The organism is Actinoplanes sp. NPDC049316 (assembly GCF_040677315.1).
In the GTDB taxonomy this organism is placed as follows: Bacteria; Actinomycetota; Actinomycetes; order Mycobacteriales; family Micromonosporaceae; genus Actinoplanes.
In genome coordinates, this window is sequence record NZ_JBFAQM010000049.1 from 25,387 (window position 1) to 41,541 (window position 16,155).

Sequence of the window (16,155 nt, forward strand, 5' to 3'; positions counted from 1 at the left end):
TCCGCAGTCGGCACAGTGCCGTAGGACCTTTTCACGAGCCGATCGGACCCACTCCTGCCCGGCTGGGCGCATCAGGTGCCGCTGCTGAGGGCGCCTCTGGATCGCTAGTTCCTGCCACTGACCGATGACCGGGGCCGATGGCGCGCCGCACGGTCTTCTGTGCCATACGGGCACGTCGCCTGAGCGCCTTGGGACTTCGGCCCCTGATCGCGACGGGTCATGAGGGTGCACGGTGGAATGGTGATCGCTGGGTTGTTCCGCGACCGGATTGCCGCCGGCCGCGCGTTGGGCCGCAGGCTGGCTCGTTTACGGGACGCCGACGCCGTGGTGCTCGGCCTTCCGCGAGGTGGGGTGCCCGTGGCGTTCGAGGTAGCCACGGCGCTGCGGCTGCCGCTGGATGTCATCGTTGTGCGTAAGGTCGGTGTACCGGGCGACCCCGAGCTGGCGATGGGTGCGGTCGGGGAGGACGACGTGACGATCGTCAACGCGGGTGTGGTCGCGGCGTGCCGGGTGAGCGACGCCGAGCTGGCCTCCGCCCAGGAATCTGCCCGAGCCGAGGTGGAACGGCGAGCCGGGTTGCTGCGTGGCGGGCAGCCGCGGGTGCCGGTCCGGGGCCGGACTGCGATCGTCGTGGACGATGGGACGGCGACCGGGGCGACGGCGCGAGCGGGGTGCCAGGTGGCGCGGAAGTTGGGAGCAGCGCAGGTCGTGGTGGCACTCCCGGTCGGTGCCCACGATGCGGTGGCCGCACTGACGACGGTGGCCGACGAGGTGGCGTGTCTGGGGCAGCCGGACCCGTTCCTGGCGGTCGGCAGTTACTACGAGGACTTCGCCCCGACCACTGAGGCCGAGGTGGCAGCTCTGCTTGAGCGTGCCGGGCGTCGGACGTCGGGCGTGGAGGTCGTCGCCCGTTTGCCCATCAGCATGCAGGCGGCGGTCCGCGCCGGTGACGTGTCGCTGGAGGCCGAAATGGACGTGCCGCCGCAGCCTCGCGGTGTGGTTGTGTTCGCCCACGGCAGCGGCAGCAGCAGACACATTCCACGTAACCGGGCGGTGGCCCGCCAGTTGCGGCAGGCCGGCCTGGCGACGGTGCTGCTGGACCTGTTGGTGGCCGATGAGGAACAGGACCCGCGCAATGTCTTCGACGTCGCTCTGCTAGCGGATCGGCTGACCGGCATGATCCGCTGGGTCCGCCGGTGTCCGGCAACAGCAAATCTTCGTGTGTGCCTGTTCGGGGCCGGCACGGGCGCCGCGGCGGCGTTGCTGGTGGCAACGGAGCCGGATCTGCGGGTGGCGGCGGTGGTGTCCCGGGGCGGGCGCCCGGATCTGGTGTGGGACCGGCTTGGCGAAATCACGGTGCCGACGTTGCTGATTGTCGGCGAGGACGATCCGCAGGCGCTGAGGGTGAACCGGCGCGCCGAGGTGCGGCTGCGCGGCCCGGAGCGCCTAGCCGTGCTACCCGGCGCGGGTCACCTGTTCGCGGAGCCCGGCGCGCTGCCTGTCGTGGCTGACCTGGCCGCCTCCTGGTTCGTCCACTACCTGAGCGATCGGCCGGGCGCTGAGCAGGCCCGGCGGGCGCGCGGGTAGCCCAGCGGACGCAGGCAAGGTCCTGGGTGCAACGTCGCGACGACGATCCGGTCGGACGACACCTTCGTGCCGCCGGTGGCTGCGAACTCAGCCCGGCGTATTGGCCGAACGCGACAGCCCATCGTGTGTCGTTGGACCCTGTCCGGCAGGGCTGCGACGGGTGACGGTGGGGGTATGTGTGGACACGGTGAACGACCGGCGGATGGTGCTCGGAATCGAGGGGTCGCGCCTCTCGTGCCGGCACCGCAGACCGTCATGGCGACATCGACCGCAGATGAAGGGGGATGAAATGAAGCCAACGATGGCCCAACGTCACGCTTTGCGCGACGCGCTGGTGACGCTCGATCCGGCAGAAATCGATCAATTGCCGTGGTGGCCGGTACCGGACTGCGCTGGTGTCGTCGCGAAGGATCTGTGGCGCGCCGGCGACCTGCATGACGCGCTGATTTCGTACGAGCCGGGATCCGCCACGCCGGGAAGACCCCACCCGACAGCGCATCATCACATCTGGGTGGTCTCCGGCTCGGCGTCGATTGCGGGACGGCCCGTTGTCGCCGGTTCCTACCTGTACGTGCCGCCCGGCACCGACCACCCGATCGCCGCCGGTGCCGGGGGTTGTCTGCTGCTGCAGATGCACCGTCCGCTGCCTGCCGGCGTCGCGCGGTAGCCAGGCCGCAGGTCAGAGCCGGGCAAACACGGCCGATCGAAGAGGTGCGCAGTGCTCGCGGATCCCGGAACGCCGCCATCGGTGGTACGGGGGTCGTTCGCCGGACACGATCAACGTCAGTGTGTCGTCGGCCGCCACCAGGGTGTGGTAGCCGGTCGGCGCTACGAAAACCCGCGCTGGGGCCAGCACGCCGCCGTCATGGGCGAGGGTCACGGGCAGTTCGGTGCGTCGCGCCAGGATCTGAGCGAGATTGTTCTTGCCGCGTGGGTCGTGGTGCCGTAGCACTATCGTGGCTGCGGCGAAGCCGGCTGGCAGTGGTTCGAGGATCCGGATGACCGCGTCGAGGCCGCCGGTCGAGCACACCAGCGCTACTACTGGGAATCTGTGAGACGGAGCTGTCGTCACGGTGCCTGCTGCCCTTCCTGGTCGCAGGTCGGCGCGGGTCCCGCGGCAGCGGTTTGTCGCAGGTCCGTTCGGGACCATGGTCGCGGGGGCGCGCTCTGGCGTCCAGAGCCCTTGGTTCTGCTTGCCGGCGGCTCTGCACGAAAAAGGACAGTTGCTACGCGGTAGCCGGTGCGGACTCCCGGTTCCGCGTACGGAGTGCCTGCGGGGCCGGCGCCGTGGAATTACGGCGGGGTGGGACGGGGACTTTCGGCCCTGTCGTCGGCGTCGTGGCCGGGGTTCCGTCGAGGCGGCCTCCGCGACGAGCGGCTGAGTTCGGCCGTATGACGGTCGATGGGGGAGTCCGGGATGGCAGGTGCCCGAGGGTGATCCCCTGGCACCTGACCGCGGATACTGCCGGCGACGATCGTCGCCGGGGGGTGTTGTTCCGGCATCCATGTGTGCCAGCGGCTCCGCGGCTGTGCATCGCCGTCATTTCCCTTGCTGGACCGGGCACTGAGTGCCCTTCACACGGGCCGTTGATGGTCATCAGGAGGCCGTCGTATGCGTGAAGGTGGCACCCAACGTTTTCAATCTAGTCACGTGCGGGTTCGTCACCGAGGAGCAGGACCGATACGCCCGCGCCCTGGTCGGACGCTCTATTGTCGGCCTGCGACAGCTCATCCGCCAGGCGCGGGTACGGATCACTCGGCACAGCCGCTCCGGGCCGATCGTGGTGGTGCAGGTCAATCGCATCGTCGCGGAACGCCTGATTCGTGCTCAGGCGGCTGCCTCTACGGTGTCCGCGGCGGTTGATTCAGCGGCTGCCCGGCTGCGGGACCTGCTGGCCGTCATCGGTGGGCATCTGGCCGTCGAGGAGGCCGGTTATCTGCCCTACGTCGGTCAGAGAGGGCGGTTGGCGTGTTCTCCGCTGCCGCCGTGCTCGTGCCTGCCGGGTCTCGCCGGCAGCGACTCCCGGCTCGTGCGATCGAAGAACGTTCCTCTCGCGGTGCAGCCGGTCGCGGCCACCGCGCTGACGATGGAGCTGCGTGATTACGACGTCCATCTGGTCATCGAGGAAGGCACGGAGATGGATAGCGTCGTGTATCGAGGCGGGTGGGGCGGCTATGGCTTGATCCGCACCGCGGAGGTGCGGCCCCAGGACGGGGGCGTCCCGTCGGCTGTGCGCCCGCGATCGGCGCTGTCGCTCTCGGTGCCGGAGGCGATCGTGCGGGTCAACCGTACGCCTTCGGACCGGTTTGTGTTTTTCGTTGATGCGTTGAGCGGCCGCGGTCGTGTGATCTATCGACGGTATGACGGCCACCTGGGTTTGATCATTCCTCTCCTGTTCTGATCGGTGATGCTCGCGTCACCGCGGCCGTTGTCCTTTCGGGTGGTAGGTAACGGACGGTGACCAGCTCGGCGAGCAGCCGCCGGGTGCGGCGGGGGTCGCCGTGCGCGACCAGGTCCTGTTCGCAGGTCGCGATCAGCGACGCGAGTACGTGGTCGCGGTAGACGCCGGCCAGCCAGCGGGAGAAGTCGTGGCGCCGCGCGTGGAAGGTGATCACTTCGTCGGGCAGGTCGGGTAGCAGGGTGAGGAACTCGCGGAGGTTCGCGGCGACCGGTGCCGGGCCGCCGGGCGCGGTGTGGAAGGCGAATCGTTCGTGGTCCGGTAGCGGGCTGTCGACGTATTTGTGCCAGTGCCGCACGTGGGGTGTGGTGCGCCGGCCGATGGTGATCGGCATCGGTGGCCCGTCGGGTGGTGTGAGGATGGCGCTGTGACCGCCGGGGGACAGCTCGACCCGCCACCGCATCCGGTCGAGCACGGGCGCCGCGATGCGGTCCGGCTGGTACGACACCAGGCACAGGCCCCACTCGCCGAGGTCGGGTGTGTCCAGCCCGGCGTGGTGGCACCAGCCGAGGTTCTGTGCTTCCTCCAGGACGATCCAGTGGGGCAGGGCGGTCTCGGCGCGGTAGGCGGCGACTGCGGGCCACATGCGGCGCAGGTAGTCCTCGCGTCCCGGCCGGTGCAGGCTGGACAGGTCCAGAATCAGGCAGGACAACCCCTGTCCGTACAGGGTGGGCACCTCGGCCGGGTCGGGGAGCTGGTTGCCGGCCAGCACGGTGACCCCGCGGAGGGCGCCGAGCGAGACGTGGTCGCCCTCCGGATCTATCACGAGCAGTACATAGCCGAGCGCGGCCAGCTGTTCGACGACCAGCCCGGCGAGGTAGGACTTGCCGGACTCGCTGGCGCCAGTGACCATCAGGTTGGTCTGCGCGGCGGGCAGGACAGCCGGCTGCTGGTCCACACCGGTGCCCAGGACGATGCGCCGGCGCAGCGTCCGGACCGGCCGTTGACCGGTCAGCACCGGCCCGGTCAGCAGGGCGGACACGCCGGCACCGTCGGATTCGGCCAGTACCAGGTCGGCATGATCGCGTAACCCGGCCACGGCATTGGCCACGGCCACCCCAAGACCCGCCGCGGTCAGCATCGAGTGGTCGTTCTCGGCATCTCCTACGGCGAGGGTGTTGTGCGGTGAGACACCGAGTTCCGCCAGCCCTTCGCGCATGCCGGTGCCCTTGGTGACTCCGGACGGGATAAGCATGAGCGCCGCCCGGTTACGCACCAGCTGGACGTCGAGTCCGAGAGATTCGATCGCGTCGAGTGCCAGATGGTCGGCCGAGCCGTCGCAGGCCAGCAGCACCTCGCCACGCCGGGCCCGTACCCCGGCGTCGTGCAGCCGCTCCAGCAGGTTCGGGTCCACCGGGTCCGCCAGCGGCCTCGTCCACCCGGAGCTGCGCAACACGCCGCCGTTCTCGCCGACCACAAGGTCGAACCGGTCGGCCAGGCCGGGGAACTCGACGTCCAGGTCGGCCAGGATGCGGCCGGTCACCAGCAGCGTCCGCACTCCGTCGGCCCGCAGACCGTCGACGGCCCCCAGCACCGCCTCCGACGGCCATCCGCCGAGTGTCAACGTGCCGTCCAGATCCATGGCAACCGCCCGGTACCACCGCACCCGACGCCTCCAAACCGGCAGTTCCCGCCACGCCCGGGCGGCGCCGCCTGTCCACCTACCTCGACCCTTGCGCCGCCAGCGCTGGGACGGCAGAGCCCAACGGCCCGCCTCTTTTTGCCGGCGGCCACCGCGCTCACGTCGCCATGACACCTGGAGTGGCTGAGCAGGACCTGGGGCCTTCGGCCCTTCCGGCGGGGTGTACGGGAAGGTAACCGTCTATATGTGGCAAGGGCGGCCGTACACAGCGGCCTGACGTCCCTGTTCCTGTGCGGGGACGTCATGCTCGGGCGCAGCATCGACCAGATTCTGCCGTGTCCCGGTGCTCCGGCGCTGCGCGAGTCGCTGGTGCATGATGCCCGCACGTACGTCGGGCTCGCGGAGGCGGTCAACGGCCCGATCCGGCGGCCGGTGGACTTCGGTCGGGCCGGTCTGGCGCAGACGCTGGAGGTCCTGGCGGAGGCCGGGTTGCCGGCCGCCGGCGCCGGGCCCGACCTCGCCGCGGCGCGCCGCCCGGCGATCGTCGCGCTCGGTGGCGGCCGCCGGGTGGTGGTGTTCTCCATCGGGTTCGCCTCGAGTGGCATCCCCGCCGGCTGGGCCGCCTCCGCAGCGAGGTCGGGCGTCAACCTGGAGCCCGCGCTCACCGAGACCCTTGACGAGGTCGGCCGGGTGAAGCGGCCGGGCGATGTCGTTGTCGCCTCGATCCACTGGGGTTCGAACTGGGGCTACGAGATAGCAGCGGACGAGGTCGCCCTCGCCCATGCCCTGGTCGACGGCGGCGTCGACATCGTGCACGGGCATTCGAGCCACCATCCGAGGCCCATCGAGATCTATCGGGGCCGGCTGGTGCTCTACGGCTGCGGCGACCTGATCGACGACTATGAGGGCATCGGCGGTCACGGTGAGTTCCGCGATGATCTCCGCCTGCTCTATATCGCGTCGATCGACGCGGGCAGCGGCCGGCTCGTGCAGCTGCGGATGATGCCGTTGCAGGCCCACCGGATGCGGCTACGACGGGCGTCCGCCGCCGACACCCGCTGGCTGCAGAGTGCGCTGTGCCGGGGCGAGTCGCGACTTCGACGTACCGATCGGCCTGGGCCCGGACAGCAGCCTCACCGTCGCGGCGTCGTCTGTGGGGAGCCGGTGATTCACCGGTCTCGGCGGAGGTCGCCGAGTTGGTGCACGGCGGCCGCCACATCGTCGCGGTCCAGGGCCACAGCGGCCTCGGCAAAGCCCTGCCTGATGGTTTCTCTTCTGCCGCTGCCTACCAGCTCGAGCAGGGCCGTCACCGGCCGGTTCTCCGCCAGATAGAGGGCGCTGAAGATCCGGATTCCGCGGTCGAGTGCGGCTTCGGCAAGCATTTCCACCAGCGCGGTGGCCAGCCCGACGCGGCGCCACGCCGGGTCCACGGCGACGGCTATTTCTGCGACGCCGTCCGTGCTGTGTTCATACCGGGTGATGGCGATGCCGTCACCGGTTCGCGGGTCGCCGGCGACCAGGGCGAACCGCTTCTGGTAGTCCACCGTGCAGAGGTGCGTCAGCAATGCCGGGGTGATGCGCGGTGGCGAGCCGAGAAAGCGGCGGTACAAGGTTTCCGGATCGGCGGTGCGGATCGCCTGCGCAAGGTGAGCGCTGTCCTCGGGAACAATGGGACGAACGAATGCCCACCGCCCGTCTGAGAGCCGTAAGTCGCGCTCGTACTCACGCGGGTAGCCAGGCGGTACGCCGGTTGGGTGTTGGTCAAGTGGCTTCATCTGATCCATAGTGGGCGATTGAAACTCGGCTGACCGCTGGCCGGCCGGCTCGTCAGTCCGGGACGTTCGTCACGGCCGGTCGGGCGGTGCGGCGAACAGCATTTCGTACGCGCGCCGGGCGGCCTGACCGGCGCGCATGGCGTCCGGTTCCTCGGTCGGAGGCTGGTGCAGGCCATGCGCGAGTATCCGGGTTGCCTCACTGAGCGTCGCGATCCGGGCCTCCAGCCGGGCGAGCCGCGCCTCGACGGTGTCGTCGGTGTCGCCGGTCGGCCCTTGCCGCTGATCGGGGCTGACGGGTCGCAACGGCTCGCCCGGTGCGCCGCCGGTCGGCGCCTGCAGGATCCGGCGAACCGCTTCGGGCATGAGGTGAAGAACCTGGTCGATCTGTCCCGGCGAGAGGCGGTCCCGCATTGCCGCGGTGACCGCGGCGGCGGCCGCGTCGACGTACTCGATCGGGCTCTGCGCCTCTAGGGCGAAGCGTCGCCGGTATTCGTCGGCCCCGTACTTGTCCGGGCTCCGGCTCGGTTGCCATCCGTCGTAGAAGACGCCGCGGAAGAACTCGGGCAGTTGCGCGGCGAAATCGGCGGCGGTGTTGACCGGCAGCCGGTCGCGCAGCGTGTGCAGCCACGCCCGTAGCGTGCGGTAGGCGGCGTGTCGGTCGTCCGTGCCGAGGTGCCGGGCGATGTCGGCGAGCCACGTCTGCGCGGTCCGGGTGGGGTGTTCGAAGATGTCGACCCCGGTGTTCGCCATGGTCTCCTCCTGTGGTGCTCTTGCTCAGCCAGCGGGCGTGACGAGGCCGTAGTGGCCGTCGTAGCGGTGGTAGAGCAGCCGTCCGCGGCCGTCGGTGGCGTCGGCGTAGAACAGGAATGGTTGCCCGGTGAGGTTCAGCCGCTCGATCGCCTCGGCGATTGTCAGCCGGGGCGCGGGCTGGTCGCTGACGGTCAGGGGTACGGTCACCCCGGTCTCGGCTTGCTCGGCCGGGCGTAGCCGGGCGAGGCGGTAGCCGGTGGGCCCGGCCCGGTAGACGATGGCGTCCAGGCCGGTGCGCTCGTCGGTGAACAGGTGTACGTCGTAGTCGAGTTTCTCCATGTCGAAGATCGCCTCGTCCGGGGTCGCTCGGGCGAGCTCGTACGCCTTGTGCCGGATGATCCGGCGACCCTCGACCGGCCGCGGGAAGTAGTGCGGCCGATGCCAGCCGTCGGTGGTGTGGCGCCACTCGTGCGGGCCCGGCGCCGGGGTGCCGCCGCGGCGGGCCTCCCAGTGCAACGCCATCCGTGTCAGCCGGTGCGCGAGCCGGTCGTGCAGCAGGTCGACGGCTTCGCGCAGCGTGGGCGCGGCGACGTCGCCGCGCAGCAGGCGGCCGTCGACGTCCAGGTTGGCCTGTGCCAGCGCCGGGCGCTCCACGGCCGGGTCGGCCGAGAGGGCCAGCTTGATGCGTACGTGGAGGATCGGCTCGCGGGTTTGACGGCACACATGCAGCACCTTTGCCCGGGCGTAATCCACTATGCCGGCGGGAATGTGCCCGCGGGTCACCACCTCGACGTCGGCGGTCGTGGCCGGTTGCCGGTCCATCCGTTCACCCCCAGGCGAGGTCGTCACCCACCGGCGGGCTTGCCGGCTGCCCGATGGCAGGTATTCCTCGTCGGGACGGTGACGCGCCGGACGGCGTGCCGCTCCCTGTCCCGCCACCGAGGTGTCTCACCTCTGCGCCGGTGGGCGTTACTGTCATATTCCGGCTGGTTTTGCACCAATGCCAGGGCCACAGGTCCCGACCAGGGGTACGTGCGGCATCGTCCAGTTCTTGGGTGGGTGGGCCGGTGCCCCGATCACCATGCTGACGACCGTGCGGCTGCCGCCGAAGGTCGTTCGCCTCTGCCGCCGTGGTCTGGCCATCACCAGGCTTGACGAAGCCGTTCCCCCGGAAGGCGGGAGGCAGTCATGATCCCCTTGGTTCCGGACACGCCCTACCGGTGGTTGATCCCCCGGACGGGGGCGATGCGAGTGCCCGGCATCGTCCTCGCCTCCGCCGACCTGCTGCCCGACGCATCCGGTGACCAGGCGTTGCTGCAGGTCGCGAACGTTGCGACGCTGCCTGGAGTGGTGCAGGCGGTGTATGCCATGCCGGACCTGCACTGGGGGTACGGGTTTCCCATCGGCGGGGTCGCGGCCACCGATATCGCCCATGGCGGGGTGGTGTCGCCGGGCGGGGTCGGATTCGACATCTCGTGCGGCGTCCGTCTGCTGACCTCCGCAGTGACCCGGGCGGAGGCCGCCGGTCGTATGGACGGGCTGATGGACAGGCTGGACCGTGTGATTCCGCGCGGCGCAGGCCGGGGCGGGGTGCTGCACGTGAACGCGGCCCAGCTGGAGGAGATCCTACGGGGCGGGTCGCGGTGGGCGGTGAGCGGCGGCTATGGCGTGCCGGGCGACCTGACCCATTGCGAGGACGGCGGCGCCGTCGACGCAGCGGACCCGGCCGCGGTCAGCGGGCGCGCCGTCGAACGCGGCCTCGGTCAGGTGGGCAGCCTTGGCTCCGGTAACCACTTTCTCGAGGTGCAGGTGGTGGAGGCGATCCTTGACGAGGCCGTCGCGGCGGTGTTCGGTCTGCGCCTGGAGCAGATCTGCGTGATGATCCATTGCGGGTCGCGGGGGCTGGGTCACCAGATCTGCTCCGACCACGTCCGTGCGATGCTGGCCGCGATGCCGCGCTACGGCATCGACGTGCCCGATTCTCAGCTGGCCTGCGCGCCGGTGACCTCCCCGGACGGCCGCCGATATCTGGCCGCGATGGCGGCGGCCGCGAACTACGGCCGGGCCAACCGGCAGCTGCTCAGCCATGCTACCCGACAGGTCTTCGACGACCTGGGCCTGGGCGGCCTACGGCTGCTCTACGACGTCTCGCACAACCTCGCCAAACTCGAGACGCACACGGTTGACGGCGAGCTCCGCCAGCTGTGTGTCCACCGTAAGGGCGCGACGCGCGCATTCGGTCCGGGCCACCCGGATCTGGGCGAACCGCTGCGCCCGTACGGCCAGCCGGTGCTGGTGCCCGGCTCGATGGGCACGGCCTCGTACGTGATGGTCGGCGCCGCCGGCGACGTTGCCTTCGGCTCGGCGTGTCACGGCGCCGGCCGGGTGCTCAGCCGGCACGCCGCCGTCCGCCAGGTGCGAGCGCCGGACCTGCGGCGGGAGCTGGCAGCCGCGGGGGTACGGGTACGCGGCACCTCGGCTCGCGGGCTCGTGGAAGAGGCGCCGGTGTCGTACAAGGACGTCGACGAGGTCGTCCGGGTGTGCGCCGCGGCCGGCCTGGCCCGCCCCGTGGCCCGCCTGGTCCCGGTGGGCGTGGTCAAGGGCTGAGCTCAGACGTCCACGGTGATCCGGCACTGCCAGCCGGAGTCGTCGGGTGCGAAGACGAGCCCGTGCCGGGTGACCGCCTTCGGCGGCGGCCCGACCTGCCGCACCGCGGCGAGCGGCACGGCATGCAGGGCGCCGGCCAGCCCACCCGCCGCAGTAAGCCGCAGATTTGCCCGGCTCACGACGACCTCTCGCACCTCGAGCAGGTAGATGACCTCCTCCAGCACCCGGATCAGCAGCTCGGTGTCGCTGTCCGGGGGACAGGCGTACGGGATCTCCCGCATCGCCGGATGATTGGGCACCTCGGCGAACACCGCGACCAGCCCACGCACCGCTTGTTCGATGCAGCCAGTCGCGGTGGGCGCCCACGCCGCCACGATCACGTCGGCGGTGTGCGGCAGCAAGGCGAATCCCGCCGATGCCGCCCGCATCGGCCGTCCGCCCTGGTCGCTCGCCGCGCCCGACCGGTACGACGGCAACGCGCCCATCTGCAAACTCCATCCCTGTCTTGACTCCATGACACCGCGTCGAGCGGTCTTGGGTCAGGGCCGGACGGCTCGTCGCGGTCAGTTACTCGCCTCTTCGTCTCGCGCCCGACGCGCTCGCCAGCCGACTGGCCCGGCCGGCGGGCCGGATGACACCGGTGGCGCGGCCGCGCCGGTCGTAGCGTGGCGTTATGGCCCGGTCGAATAATGCGGACGACCTGGTGCTGCGGGCCAAACGGCACGGTGGCCGGTTCGCGATCGACACCGACGCGCACGCCACCGTCCATTTCGACAACCTGAGGTACGGCGTCGGCACCGCCCAGCGCGGCTGGCTCACCGCCGACGACGTGGTCAACACGTGGCCGTTGAGGCGGCTCCGCACGCTGATCGAGGGCAAACGCTCGCACGCGGCGTAGGCGGGCCGGTCACGCCCGGACGGTACGGCGCACCAGCGCGCCGGTGACCTCGTCGCGCAGGCGCGCCAGGCTTGGGCTGATCCTCGGCACCGGGGCGACCGGCCAGTGGATCCGCCGGGCCGGTTCGGGCAGCCGGGCCAGGTCGTCGGTGCACCGCTCGGCGGCCGCGACGAGTCCGTCCGCGTCGCCGCGGCTCAGGCGCCGGCCGCCGGACATGACCGGGACGAGCAGCGGCAGTTGATCGGGCGGGGGTGGTTCGGATCGTCGCGTGATGATGTCGGCGAGCGGATCGGCGGTCCGGCGGTACACCTGCTTCGGCCCGGGCAGCGTGACCTTGCCGGGAGACAGCTTCATGACCGGGCGTCCGGCGTACGAGACGAGCTTGTAGGCGCTGTCGAGCGCCGGCGCGTCCGCGGAGACTCCGATCTTGGTGCCGACGCCGAAGGCGTCGATCGGGGCGCCGCGGGCGAGCAGGTCGGCGACGGCGTACTCGTCGAGGCCGCCGCTGGCCACGATCCGCGCGGTGGGCAGGCCGGCGTCGTCGAGCAGGCGGCGTGCTGTGCGCGCGTCGGCGAGGAGGTCGCCGGAGTCCAGGCGTATGCCGATCGGCGCGGGTAGCTCGAGGCGGCGGGTGACCGCGATGGCGGTGCGGACCCCGGCCGCGACGTCGTAGGTGTCGACGAGGAAGACCGTATCGGTGGGGTAGTCGGCCGCGAACGCCGTGAACGCGTCCTCCTCGCTGGGGAAGGCCTCGATGAACGAGTGGGCCATAGTCCCGGCGGCGCGCAGTCCGAAGCGGTGCGCGGCCTCCACATTGCTGGTGGCGGCATACCCGGCGATCGTGCAGGCGCGGGCTGCCGCCAGCGCGGCCTGACGGCCGTGCGTGCGCCGGGCGGCGAAGTCGATGAGCTGCGCGCTGCCGGCGGCAAGCCGGCACCGGGCCGCCTTGCTGGCGATCGCCGTCTGGTAGGTCAGGATGTTGAGCAGAGCGGTCTCGACCAACTGCGCCTCGGCGATCGGCGCGGTCACCTCCAGCAGCGGCTCGCCGGCGAGCACGACGCGGCCCTCCGGGACCGCCCACACGTCGCCGGTGAACCGCAGCCGCCCCAGCGCGGCCGCGGCCTCGGCCGGCAGGCCCAGCCCTTCGCGCAGGTGGGCGACATCCTGAGCGGTGAAGTGGAACTCCTCAAGGTAGGTCAGCACGTCGGCCAGGCCGGCTACCACGAGGAAGCCGCGTTCGGCCGGCAGGCCGCGGACGAACAGGCTGAATGTGGCCGGGCCACTCATCGACCGTCGCAGGTAGGCGGCGGCCATCCGCAGCTCGTACAGATCTGTGAAGATCGCGCTGGAAGTCATCGTGACCTCCCGTCCGTCAGCCCTCGCCATCCACTCAAGCGCAGGCCGCGCGATCGCCGCCGGCAAGGGGAGAAGGACACGACCTCGCCGGGACGAAACAGTCACCGGTCGGCCATGTGGGCCGGATGTTTCCGAGAAGGTGACCTGCGGCCCTGACCAGGCAATCCAGGTCCGGCGCATCGTGAAGACGCGCCCACCGGCGCAGAGGTGAATCTCCTCGGTGGCGGACAGGGGTGAGCGGTCCTGCGGACCGTGGACTCACCATCGCCAAGATGGATCACCCGCCACCGGTGGCCGGCCGAACCCGCCGGTGGGTGCTGTTGCTCCGCGAAAGCCAAAGCGGCAGCTGATGCGCCGGGTGTTCACCGGCCTCGTTTTTGCTGTTGCTGCTGGTGCCGGCTGCGTCGGCACCGGGCGAACCGGGTGGCCCTCCTCCCCGGCGCCGACGACCAGCACGGCGGTCATGGTGACGATGCCCGACGTCGTCGGCCCAAACGCCGACGTAGCGGCCGACCAACTGCACGAACGCGGCTTCACTCACGTCGATCTCGGAACCGTTGACGGCCGCCCGATAGTGGTGCTGCCGCAAAAACTGGACCGTCAAGACACGATCCGCCAGGGCGGGCACCCGAATGGCATCGGACACCAAGATCGTCCTCGGCTGCGCGCGCATCGGCGGGAGCCGTTGGCCGTGACCATGCAGGCGCTGCCGAAATTGCACCGCCGCAGCCGACCAGGACTGGAACCCTGAGCACACGGGCGACAACCAACACCTGTCTCGATCCCCCGTAGACCTGCGAGGCGATCTCCCTTCGCCGGCATTACCCGGATCAGGTGACTGGGGATCGCCGGTGAGCATCACTGCCTCGCGGCCTCTCAGGTCAACCGCCATTACAGTTGATCTCTCCCGCTCGTCTCGCAGGCCTTTCATCAGTGCACCGCGGCTCAACTTCTGCCGCGAGAGCCGTTGGTCTCGCGTGCTGGACCGAACGGCCCGACACGGCTCACGCGGGGAGGTCCGGCACCTCGCACAGGTATCGGCGTCCTGATCCGCGCCGAGCCGGGGGTAGCGGGGTGACAGCAGCGCTGATTCTGACGGCGCGCCGGGACGGGCGTAGGCCGTCGCGCCCTCCCGCAGCAGTGCCTCTGCTTCGTGTGCGTCCGGTCGCGCATCAGGGCTTTCGTTCAGACGGGGGCGGCACAGGTCCACGACGGCGGCGGAAACGCCGCCAGCGACCGGGAGAGGCGCCGGCGGGACGGACACGTGAGCGGCCAGCATCTGCGTCGTAGAGCCGACACGCCAGGGGCCCCGATGGCCCCGAAGCTGGTACAACAGGATGCCCAGCGCATAGATGTCAGTGGGTGGGCCGACGGCACCGCCGGTGAGGCGTTCCGGCGCGACGTAGGCAGGCGTTCCGAGGATTTCGCCGGACCCGTGTCCAGCGCCTCCTGAGTACGCGCGGCCCACAGGCTCGAACAGGTCATACCGGCCGGCGAGCAGTATCCTCCCCATCAGCTGTCACCTGGTCCGGCCGGTGCCCACGATGGCAGGATGCCGGCGTGATGACCATTGTGGACGGGCCGAACGGCACCCACGGATCAGCTGTTGACCCACCCAGCTGATCCGACCATCGCGCGGTACATCACTCGCCGGCGCACGACCGCCCCCGCGAGGACTCTGACACGCGGGGTCGTTCGGCCCTGGTCATCATCGCGCCGACGGGTGTGCCATAGGAACCGAGCGGCGCCCCGGCACGACGATGACGGTGACGGTGGCCCGCCAGTGGACGACAAACGCTGGGGAGGCGTCATGGCGTTCCACGATCGAATCGATGCCGGTCGGCAGTTGGCGGCCACGTTGGCCCATTTCCGTGACCGGAACGTGGTCGTGCTGGGGCTACCGCGCGGCGGCGTTCCGGTGGCCGCCGAAGTGCCCGAGCACTGCAAGCACCACTGGATGTGATCGTGGTCCGCAAGGTCGGCGTGCCCTGGCAACCGGAACTGGCTATGGGAGCGGTCGGCGAATCCGGCGCCAGCGTCGTCAACATCGGAGTTGTCCGCCTCGCGAGGATCAAACCGGAGGAACTGGCCGCCGCTCAGAAGGTGTTTTAGAGAGGTAAGGCCCGGGCTTGTCGTAGCGTGCGGCGTTGCTGCCGGCGGACGGGTTTGCCGCGGGTGACGCGGCGCAGCATCTGGCTGATGGCGGCCCAGCGGATCATCTCCTCGGACACGCTCGGGTCGCGTTCGTAGTCGCGGGCCAGGCGCCGGTGGGCGGTCAGCCAGGCCAAGGTCCGCTCGATCACCCACCGCTTGGGGTGGACGGCGAACCCACGCTGATCGGCTGGCTTGCGGACGATGTCGATCACGATGCGCAGCGTGCGGGCGGCCCAGTCGACGAGACGGCCGGCGAAGCGTTGGTCGGCGAAGACGTACCGGATCGGCGTGCTCAGGTACACCCCGAGCAGGGCGGTCTTCGCGCCGTCGCGGTCCTGCCACGACGCGGCGAGCACGGTGACGCCGACCAGCAGGCCGAGGGTGTCGGTGACAATGAATCGCTTGCGCCCGTTGACCTTCTTACCCGCGTCGTACCCGCGGGTGTCGGCGCCGACGGTGTCGGCGCCTCTGACCGATTGCGAGTCAATGACCCCGGCGGACGGCTGCGGCTCGCGGCCCTCGGCCAAGCGGATCTGTTCCCGTAGTTCCTCCAGGATCCGGTCGGTGACCCCACGTTCCTTCCACCGCCGGAACCAGCCGTAGACGGTCTGCCAGGGCGGGAAGTCGACCGGCAGTTGCCGCCAGGAACACCCGGACCGGTCGATGTACAAGATCGCGTCCACGATGTCCCGGAACGGATGGACCGGGACCCGACCGGGCTCTTTGATCAACGGGAGCATCGGCTCGATGATCTCCCACTGCTCGTCCGTCAGGTCCGAAGGATAAGCAGGCTCACGACCCACACCCCACACACTCCCGCGGCATCAAAGATCACCGCGGACACGCCGTCCGACACCCCTCTAAAACACCCTCTGAGCGAGCGGTCCGAGCCGGGGGGGTGTCCCTATGGGTTCTGTCAAGCGGCGAGGGTGAGCTTGTCTGCTGGCTTGTGCTGGTAGGAAGTTCGGGTGCGGAGCATGGCGTGCA

15 protein-coding genes, 4 pseudogenes and 1 riboswitch are annotated in these 16,155 nt (G+C 70.3%); of the genes and pseudogenes, 10 read left to right on the forward strand and 9 right to left on the reverse strand.

The genetic code is table 11. The features are described from left to right. Positions 1 to 237: 237 nt before the first annotated feature. The 3 genes and pseudogenes from AB0K03_RS39580 to AB0K03_RS39590 all read left to right on the forward strand — a co-directional run. A pseudogene (locus AB0K03_RS39580) lies at positions 238 to 867 on the forward strand (phosphoribosyltransferase family protein); the annotation flags it as partial. 120 nt (positions 868 to 987) lie between these two features. Further along, a pseudogene (locus tag AB0K03_RS39585) lies at positions 988 to 1,587 on the forward strand (alpha/beta family hydrolase); the annotation flags it as partial. 289 nt (positions 1,588 to 1,876) lie between these two features. Further along, the gene (locus AB0K03_RS39590) at positions 1,877 to 2,254 is read left to right on the forward strand and encodes a cupin domain-containing protein (RefSeq protein ID WP_364696804.1); all 378 of its coding nucleotides are present in this window, start codon (positions 1,877 to 1,879) and stop codon (positions 2,252 to 2,254) included. Positions 2,255 to 2,266: 12 nt separating this feature from the next. Here AB0K03_RS39590 and AB0K03_RS39595 read toward each other — a convergent pair whose 3' ends face one another. Beyond that, the gene (locus tag AB0K03_RS39595) at positions 2,267 to 2,617 is read right to left on the reverse strand and encodes a chemotaxis protein CheB (RefSeq protein ID WP_364696807.1); all 351 of its coding nucleotides are present in this window, start codon (positions 2,615 to 2,617) and stop codon (positions 2,267 to 2,269) included. 586 nt (positions 2,618 to 3,203) lie between these two features. Here AB0K03_RS39595 and AB0K03_RS39600 point away from each other — a divergent pair. Continuing rightward, complete coding sequence (locus AB0K03_RS39600; RefSeq protein ID WP_364696810.1) at positions 3,204 to 3,989, forward strand: sigma 54 modulation/S30EA ribosomal C-terminal domain-containing protein; 786 nt, start codon at positions 3,204 to 3,206, stop codon at positions 3,987 to 3,989. On the opposite strand, the gene AB0K03_RS39605 is transcribed toward AB0K03_RS39600, so the two are convergent. Next, entirely contained in the window at positions 3,970 to 5,652 is a 1,683-nt protein-coding gene (locus AB0K03_RS39605) for an HAD hydrolase family protein (RefSeq protein WP_364696812.1), read from the reverse strand. The genes AB0K03_RS39600 and AB0K03_RS39605 overlap by 20 nt on opposite strands. A 279-nt stretch (positions 5,653 to 5,931) precedes the next feature. Here AB0K03_RS39605 and AB0K03_RS39610 point away from each other — a divergent pair. Then, positions 5,932 to 6,471, forward strand: a pseudogene (locus AB0K03_RS39610) (CapA family protein); the annotation flags it as partial. 326 nt (positions 6,472 to 6,797) lie between these two features. Here AB0K03_RS39610 and AB0K03_RS39615 read toward each other — a convergent pair. From AB0K03_RS39615 to AB0K03_RS39625, 3 genes are read right to left on the reverse strand one after another with little or no spacing between them, the layout of a single operon-like run. Beyond that, on the reverse strand, positions 6,798 to 7,412 hold the full coding sequence (locus AB0K03_RS39615; RefSeq protein WP_364696815.1) for a GNAT family N-acetyltransferase: 615 nt from the start codon (positions 7,410 to 7,412) through the stop codon (positions 6,798 to 6,800). 60 nt (positions 7,413 to 7,472) lie between these two features. After that, positions 7,473 to 8,153, reverse strand: coding sequence for a DUF2267 domain-containing protein (locus AB0K03_RS39620; protein WP_364696818.1), 681 nt, complete (start codon positions 8,151 to 8,153; stop codon positions 7,473 to 7,475). A gap of 24 nt (positions 8,154 to 8,177) precedes the next feature. Then, a complete protein-coding gene (locus AB0K03_RS39625) occupies positions 8,178 to 8,975 on the reverse strand; it encodes a sigma 54 modulation/S30EA ribosomal C-terminal domain-containing protein (protein ID WP_364696820.1) in 798 nt (265 codons plus the stop codon). 369 nt (positions 8,976 to 9,344) lie between these two features. Between AB0K03_RS39625 and AB0K03_RS39630 the strand changes: the two genes are divergently transcribed. Beyond that, complete coding sequence (locus AB0K03_RS39630) at positions 9,345 to 10,760, forward strand: RtcB family protein (protein ID WP_364696851.1); 1,416 nt, start codon at positions 9,345 to 9,347, stop codon at positions 10,758 to 10,760. A gap of 2 nt (positions 10,761 to 10,762) precedes the next feature. Here AB0K03_RS39630 and AB0K03_RS39635 read toward each other — a convergent pair whose 3' ends face one another. Then, a complete protein-coding gene (locus tag AB0K03_RS39635; protein ID WP_364696823.1) occupies positions 10,763 to 11,245 on the reverse strand; it encodes an archease in 483 nt (160 codons plus the stop codon). Positions 11,246 to 11,433: 188 nt separating this feature from the next. Between AB0K03_RS39635 and AB0K03_RS39640 the strand changes: the two genes are divergently transcribed. Next, positions 11,434 to 11,658, forward strand: a complete 225-nt coding sequence (locus tag AB0K03_RS39640) for a hypothetical protein (protein WP_364696826.1) — start codon at positions 11,434 to 11,436, stop codon at positions 11,656 to 11,658. A 9-nt stretch (positions 11,659 to 11,667) separates the two neighbouring features. On the opposite strand, the gene AB0K03_RS39645 is transcribed toward AB0K03_RS39640, so the two are convergent. Then, positions 11,668 to 13,014: a nicotinate phosphoribosyltransferase gene (locus AB0K03_RS39645; RefSeq protein WP_364696829.1), complete on the reverse strand. Its 1,347-nt coding sequence runs from the start codon at positions 13,012 to 13,014 to the stop codon at positions 11,668 to 11,670. A gap of 349 nt (positions 13,015 to 13,363) precedes the next feature. Between AB0K03_RS39645 and AB0K03_RS39650 the strand changes: the two genes are divergently transcribed. After that, a complete protein-coding gene (locus AB0K03_RS39650; RefSeq protein ID WP_364696832.1) occupies positions 13,364 to 13,765 on the forward strand; it encodes a hypothetical protein in 402 nt (133 codons plus the stop codon). Between the two features lie 39 nt (positions 13,766 to 13,804). Next, a riboswitch (TPP riboswitch) is annotated at positions 13,805 to 13,933 on the reverse strand. A gap of 240 nt (positions 13,934 to 14,173) precedes the next feature. Here the strand turns inward: AB0K03_RS39650 and AB0K03_RS39655 are convergent. Next, positions 14,174 to 14,527 (reverse strand): annotated as a pseudogene (locus AB0K03_RS39655) (hypothetical protein); the annotation flags it as partial. 270 nt (positions 14,528 to 14,797) lie between these two features. Between AB0K03_RS39655 and AB0K03_RS39660 the strand changes: the two are divergent. Together AB0K03_RS39660 and AB0K03_RS39665 are read left to right on the forward strand one after the other, a co-directional pair. Then, positions 14,798 to 14,977, forward strand: coding sequence for a hypothetical protein (locus tag AB0K03_RS39660; RefSeq protein ID WP_364696835.1), 180 nt, complete (start codon positions 14,798 to 14,800; stop codon positions 14,975 to 14,977). A gap of 2 nt (positions 14,978 to 14,979) precedes the next feature. Beyond that, on the forward strand, positions 14,980 to 15,126 hold the full coding sequence (locus tag AB0K03_RS39665; protein WP_364696838.1) for a hypothetical protein: 147 nt from the start codon (positions 14,980 to 14,982) through the stop codon (positions 15,124 to 15,126). On the opposite strand, the gene AB0K03_RS39670 is transcribed toward AB0K03_RS39665, so the two are convergent. Next, positions 15,123 to 15,971: an IS5 family transposase gene (locus tag AB0K03_RS39670; RefSeq protein WP_364696841.1), complete on the reverse strand. Its 849-nt coding sequence runs from the start codon at positions 15,969 to 15,971 to the stop codon at positions 15,123 to 15,125. The two genes, AB0K03_RS39665 and AB0K03_RS39670, sit on opposite strands and share 4 nt — an antisense overlap. Positions 15,972 to 16,155: the final 184 nt, after the last annotated feature.

Coding starts and splice junctions, on each gene's coding strand:
- AB0K03_RS39590 (WP_364696804.1), top strand. CDS start 1,877: ATGAAGCCAACGATGGCCCAACGTCACGCTTTGCGCGACGCGCTGGTG.
- AB0K03_RS39615 (WP_364696815.1), bottom strand. CDS start 7,412: ATGGATCAGATGAAGCCACTTGACCAACACCCAACCGGCGTACCGCCT.
- AB0K03_RS39620 (WP_364696818.1), bottom strand. CDS start 8,153: ATGGCGAACACCGGGGTCGACATCTTCGAACACCCCACCCGGACCGCG.
- AB0K03_RS39625 (WP_364696820.1), bottom strand. CDS start 8,975: ATGGACCGGCAACCGGCCACGACCGCCGACGTCGAGGTGGTGACCCGC.
- AB0K03_RS39635 (WP_364696823.1), bottom strand. CDS start 11,245: ATGGGCGCGTTGCCGTCGTACCGGTCGGGCGCGGCGAGCGACCAGGGC.
- AB0K03_RS39640 (WP_364696826.1), top strand. CDS start 11,434: ATGGCCCGGTCGAATAATGCGGACGACCTGGTGCTGCGGGCCAAACGG.
- AB0K03_RS39645 (WP_364696829.1), bottom strand. CDS start 13,014: ATGACTTCCAGCGCGATCTTCACAGATCTGTACGAGCTGCGGATGGCC.
- AB0K03_RS39650 (WP_364696832.1), top strand. CDS start 13,364: ATGCGCCGGGTGTTCACCGGCCTCGTTTTTGCTGTTGCTGCTGGTGCC.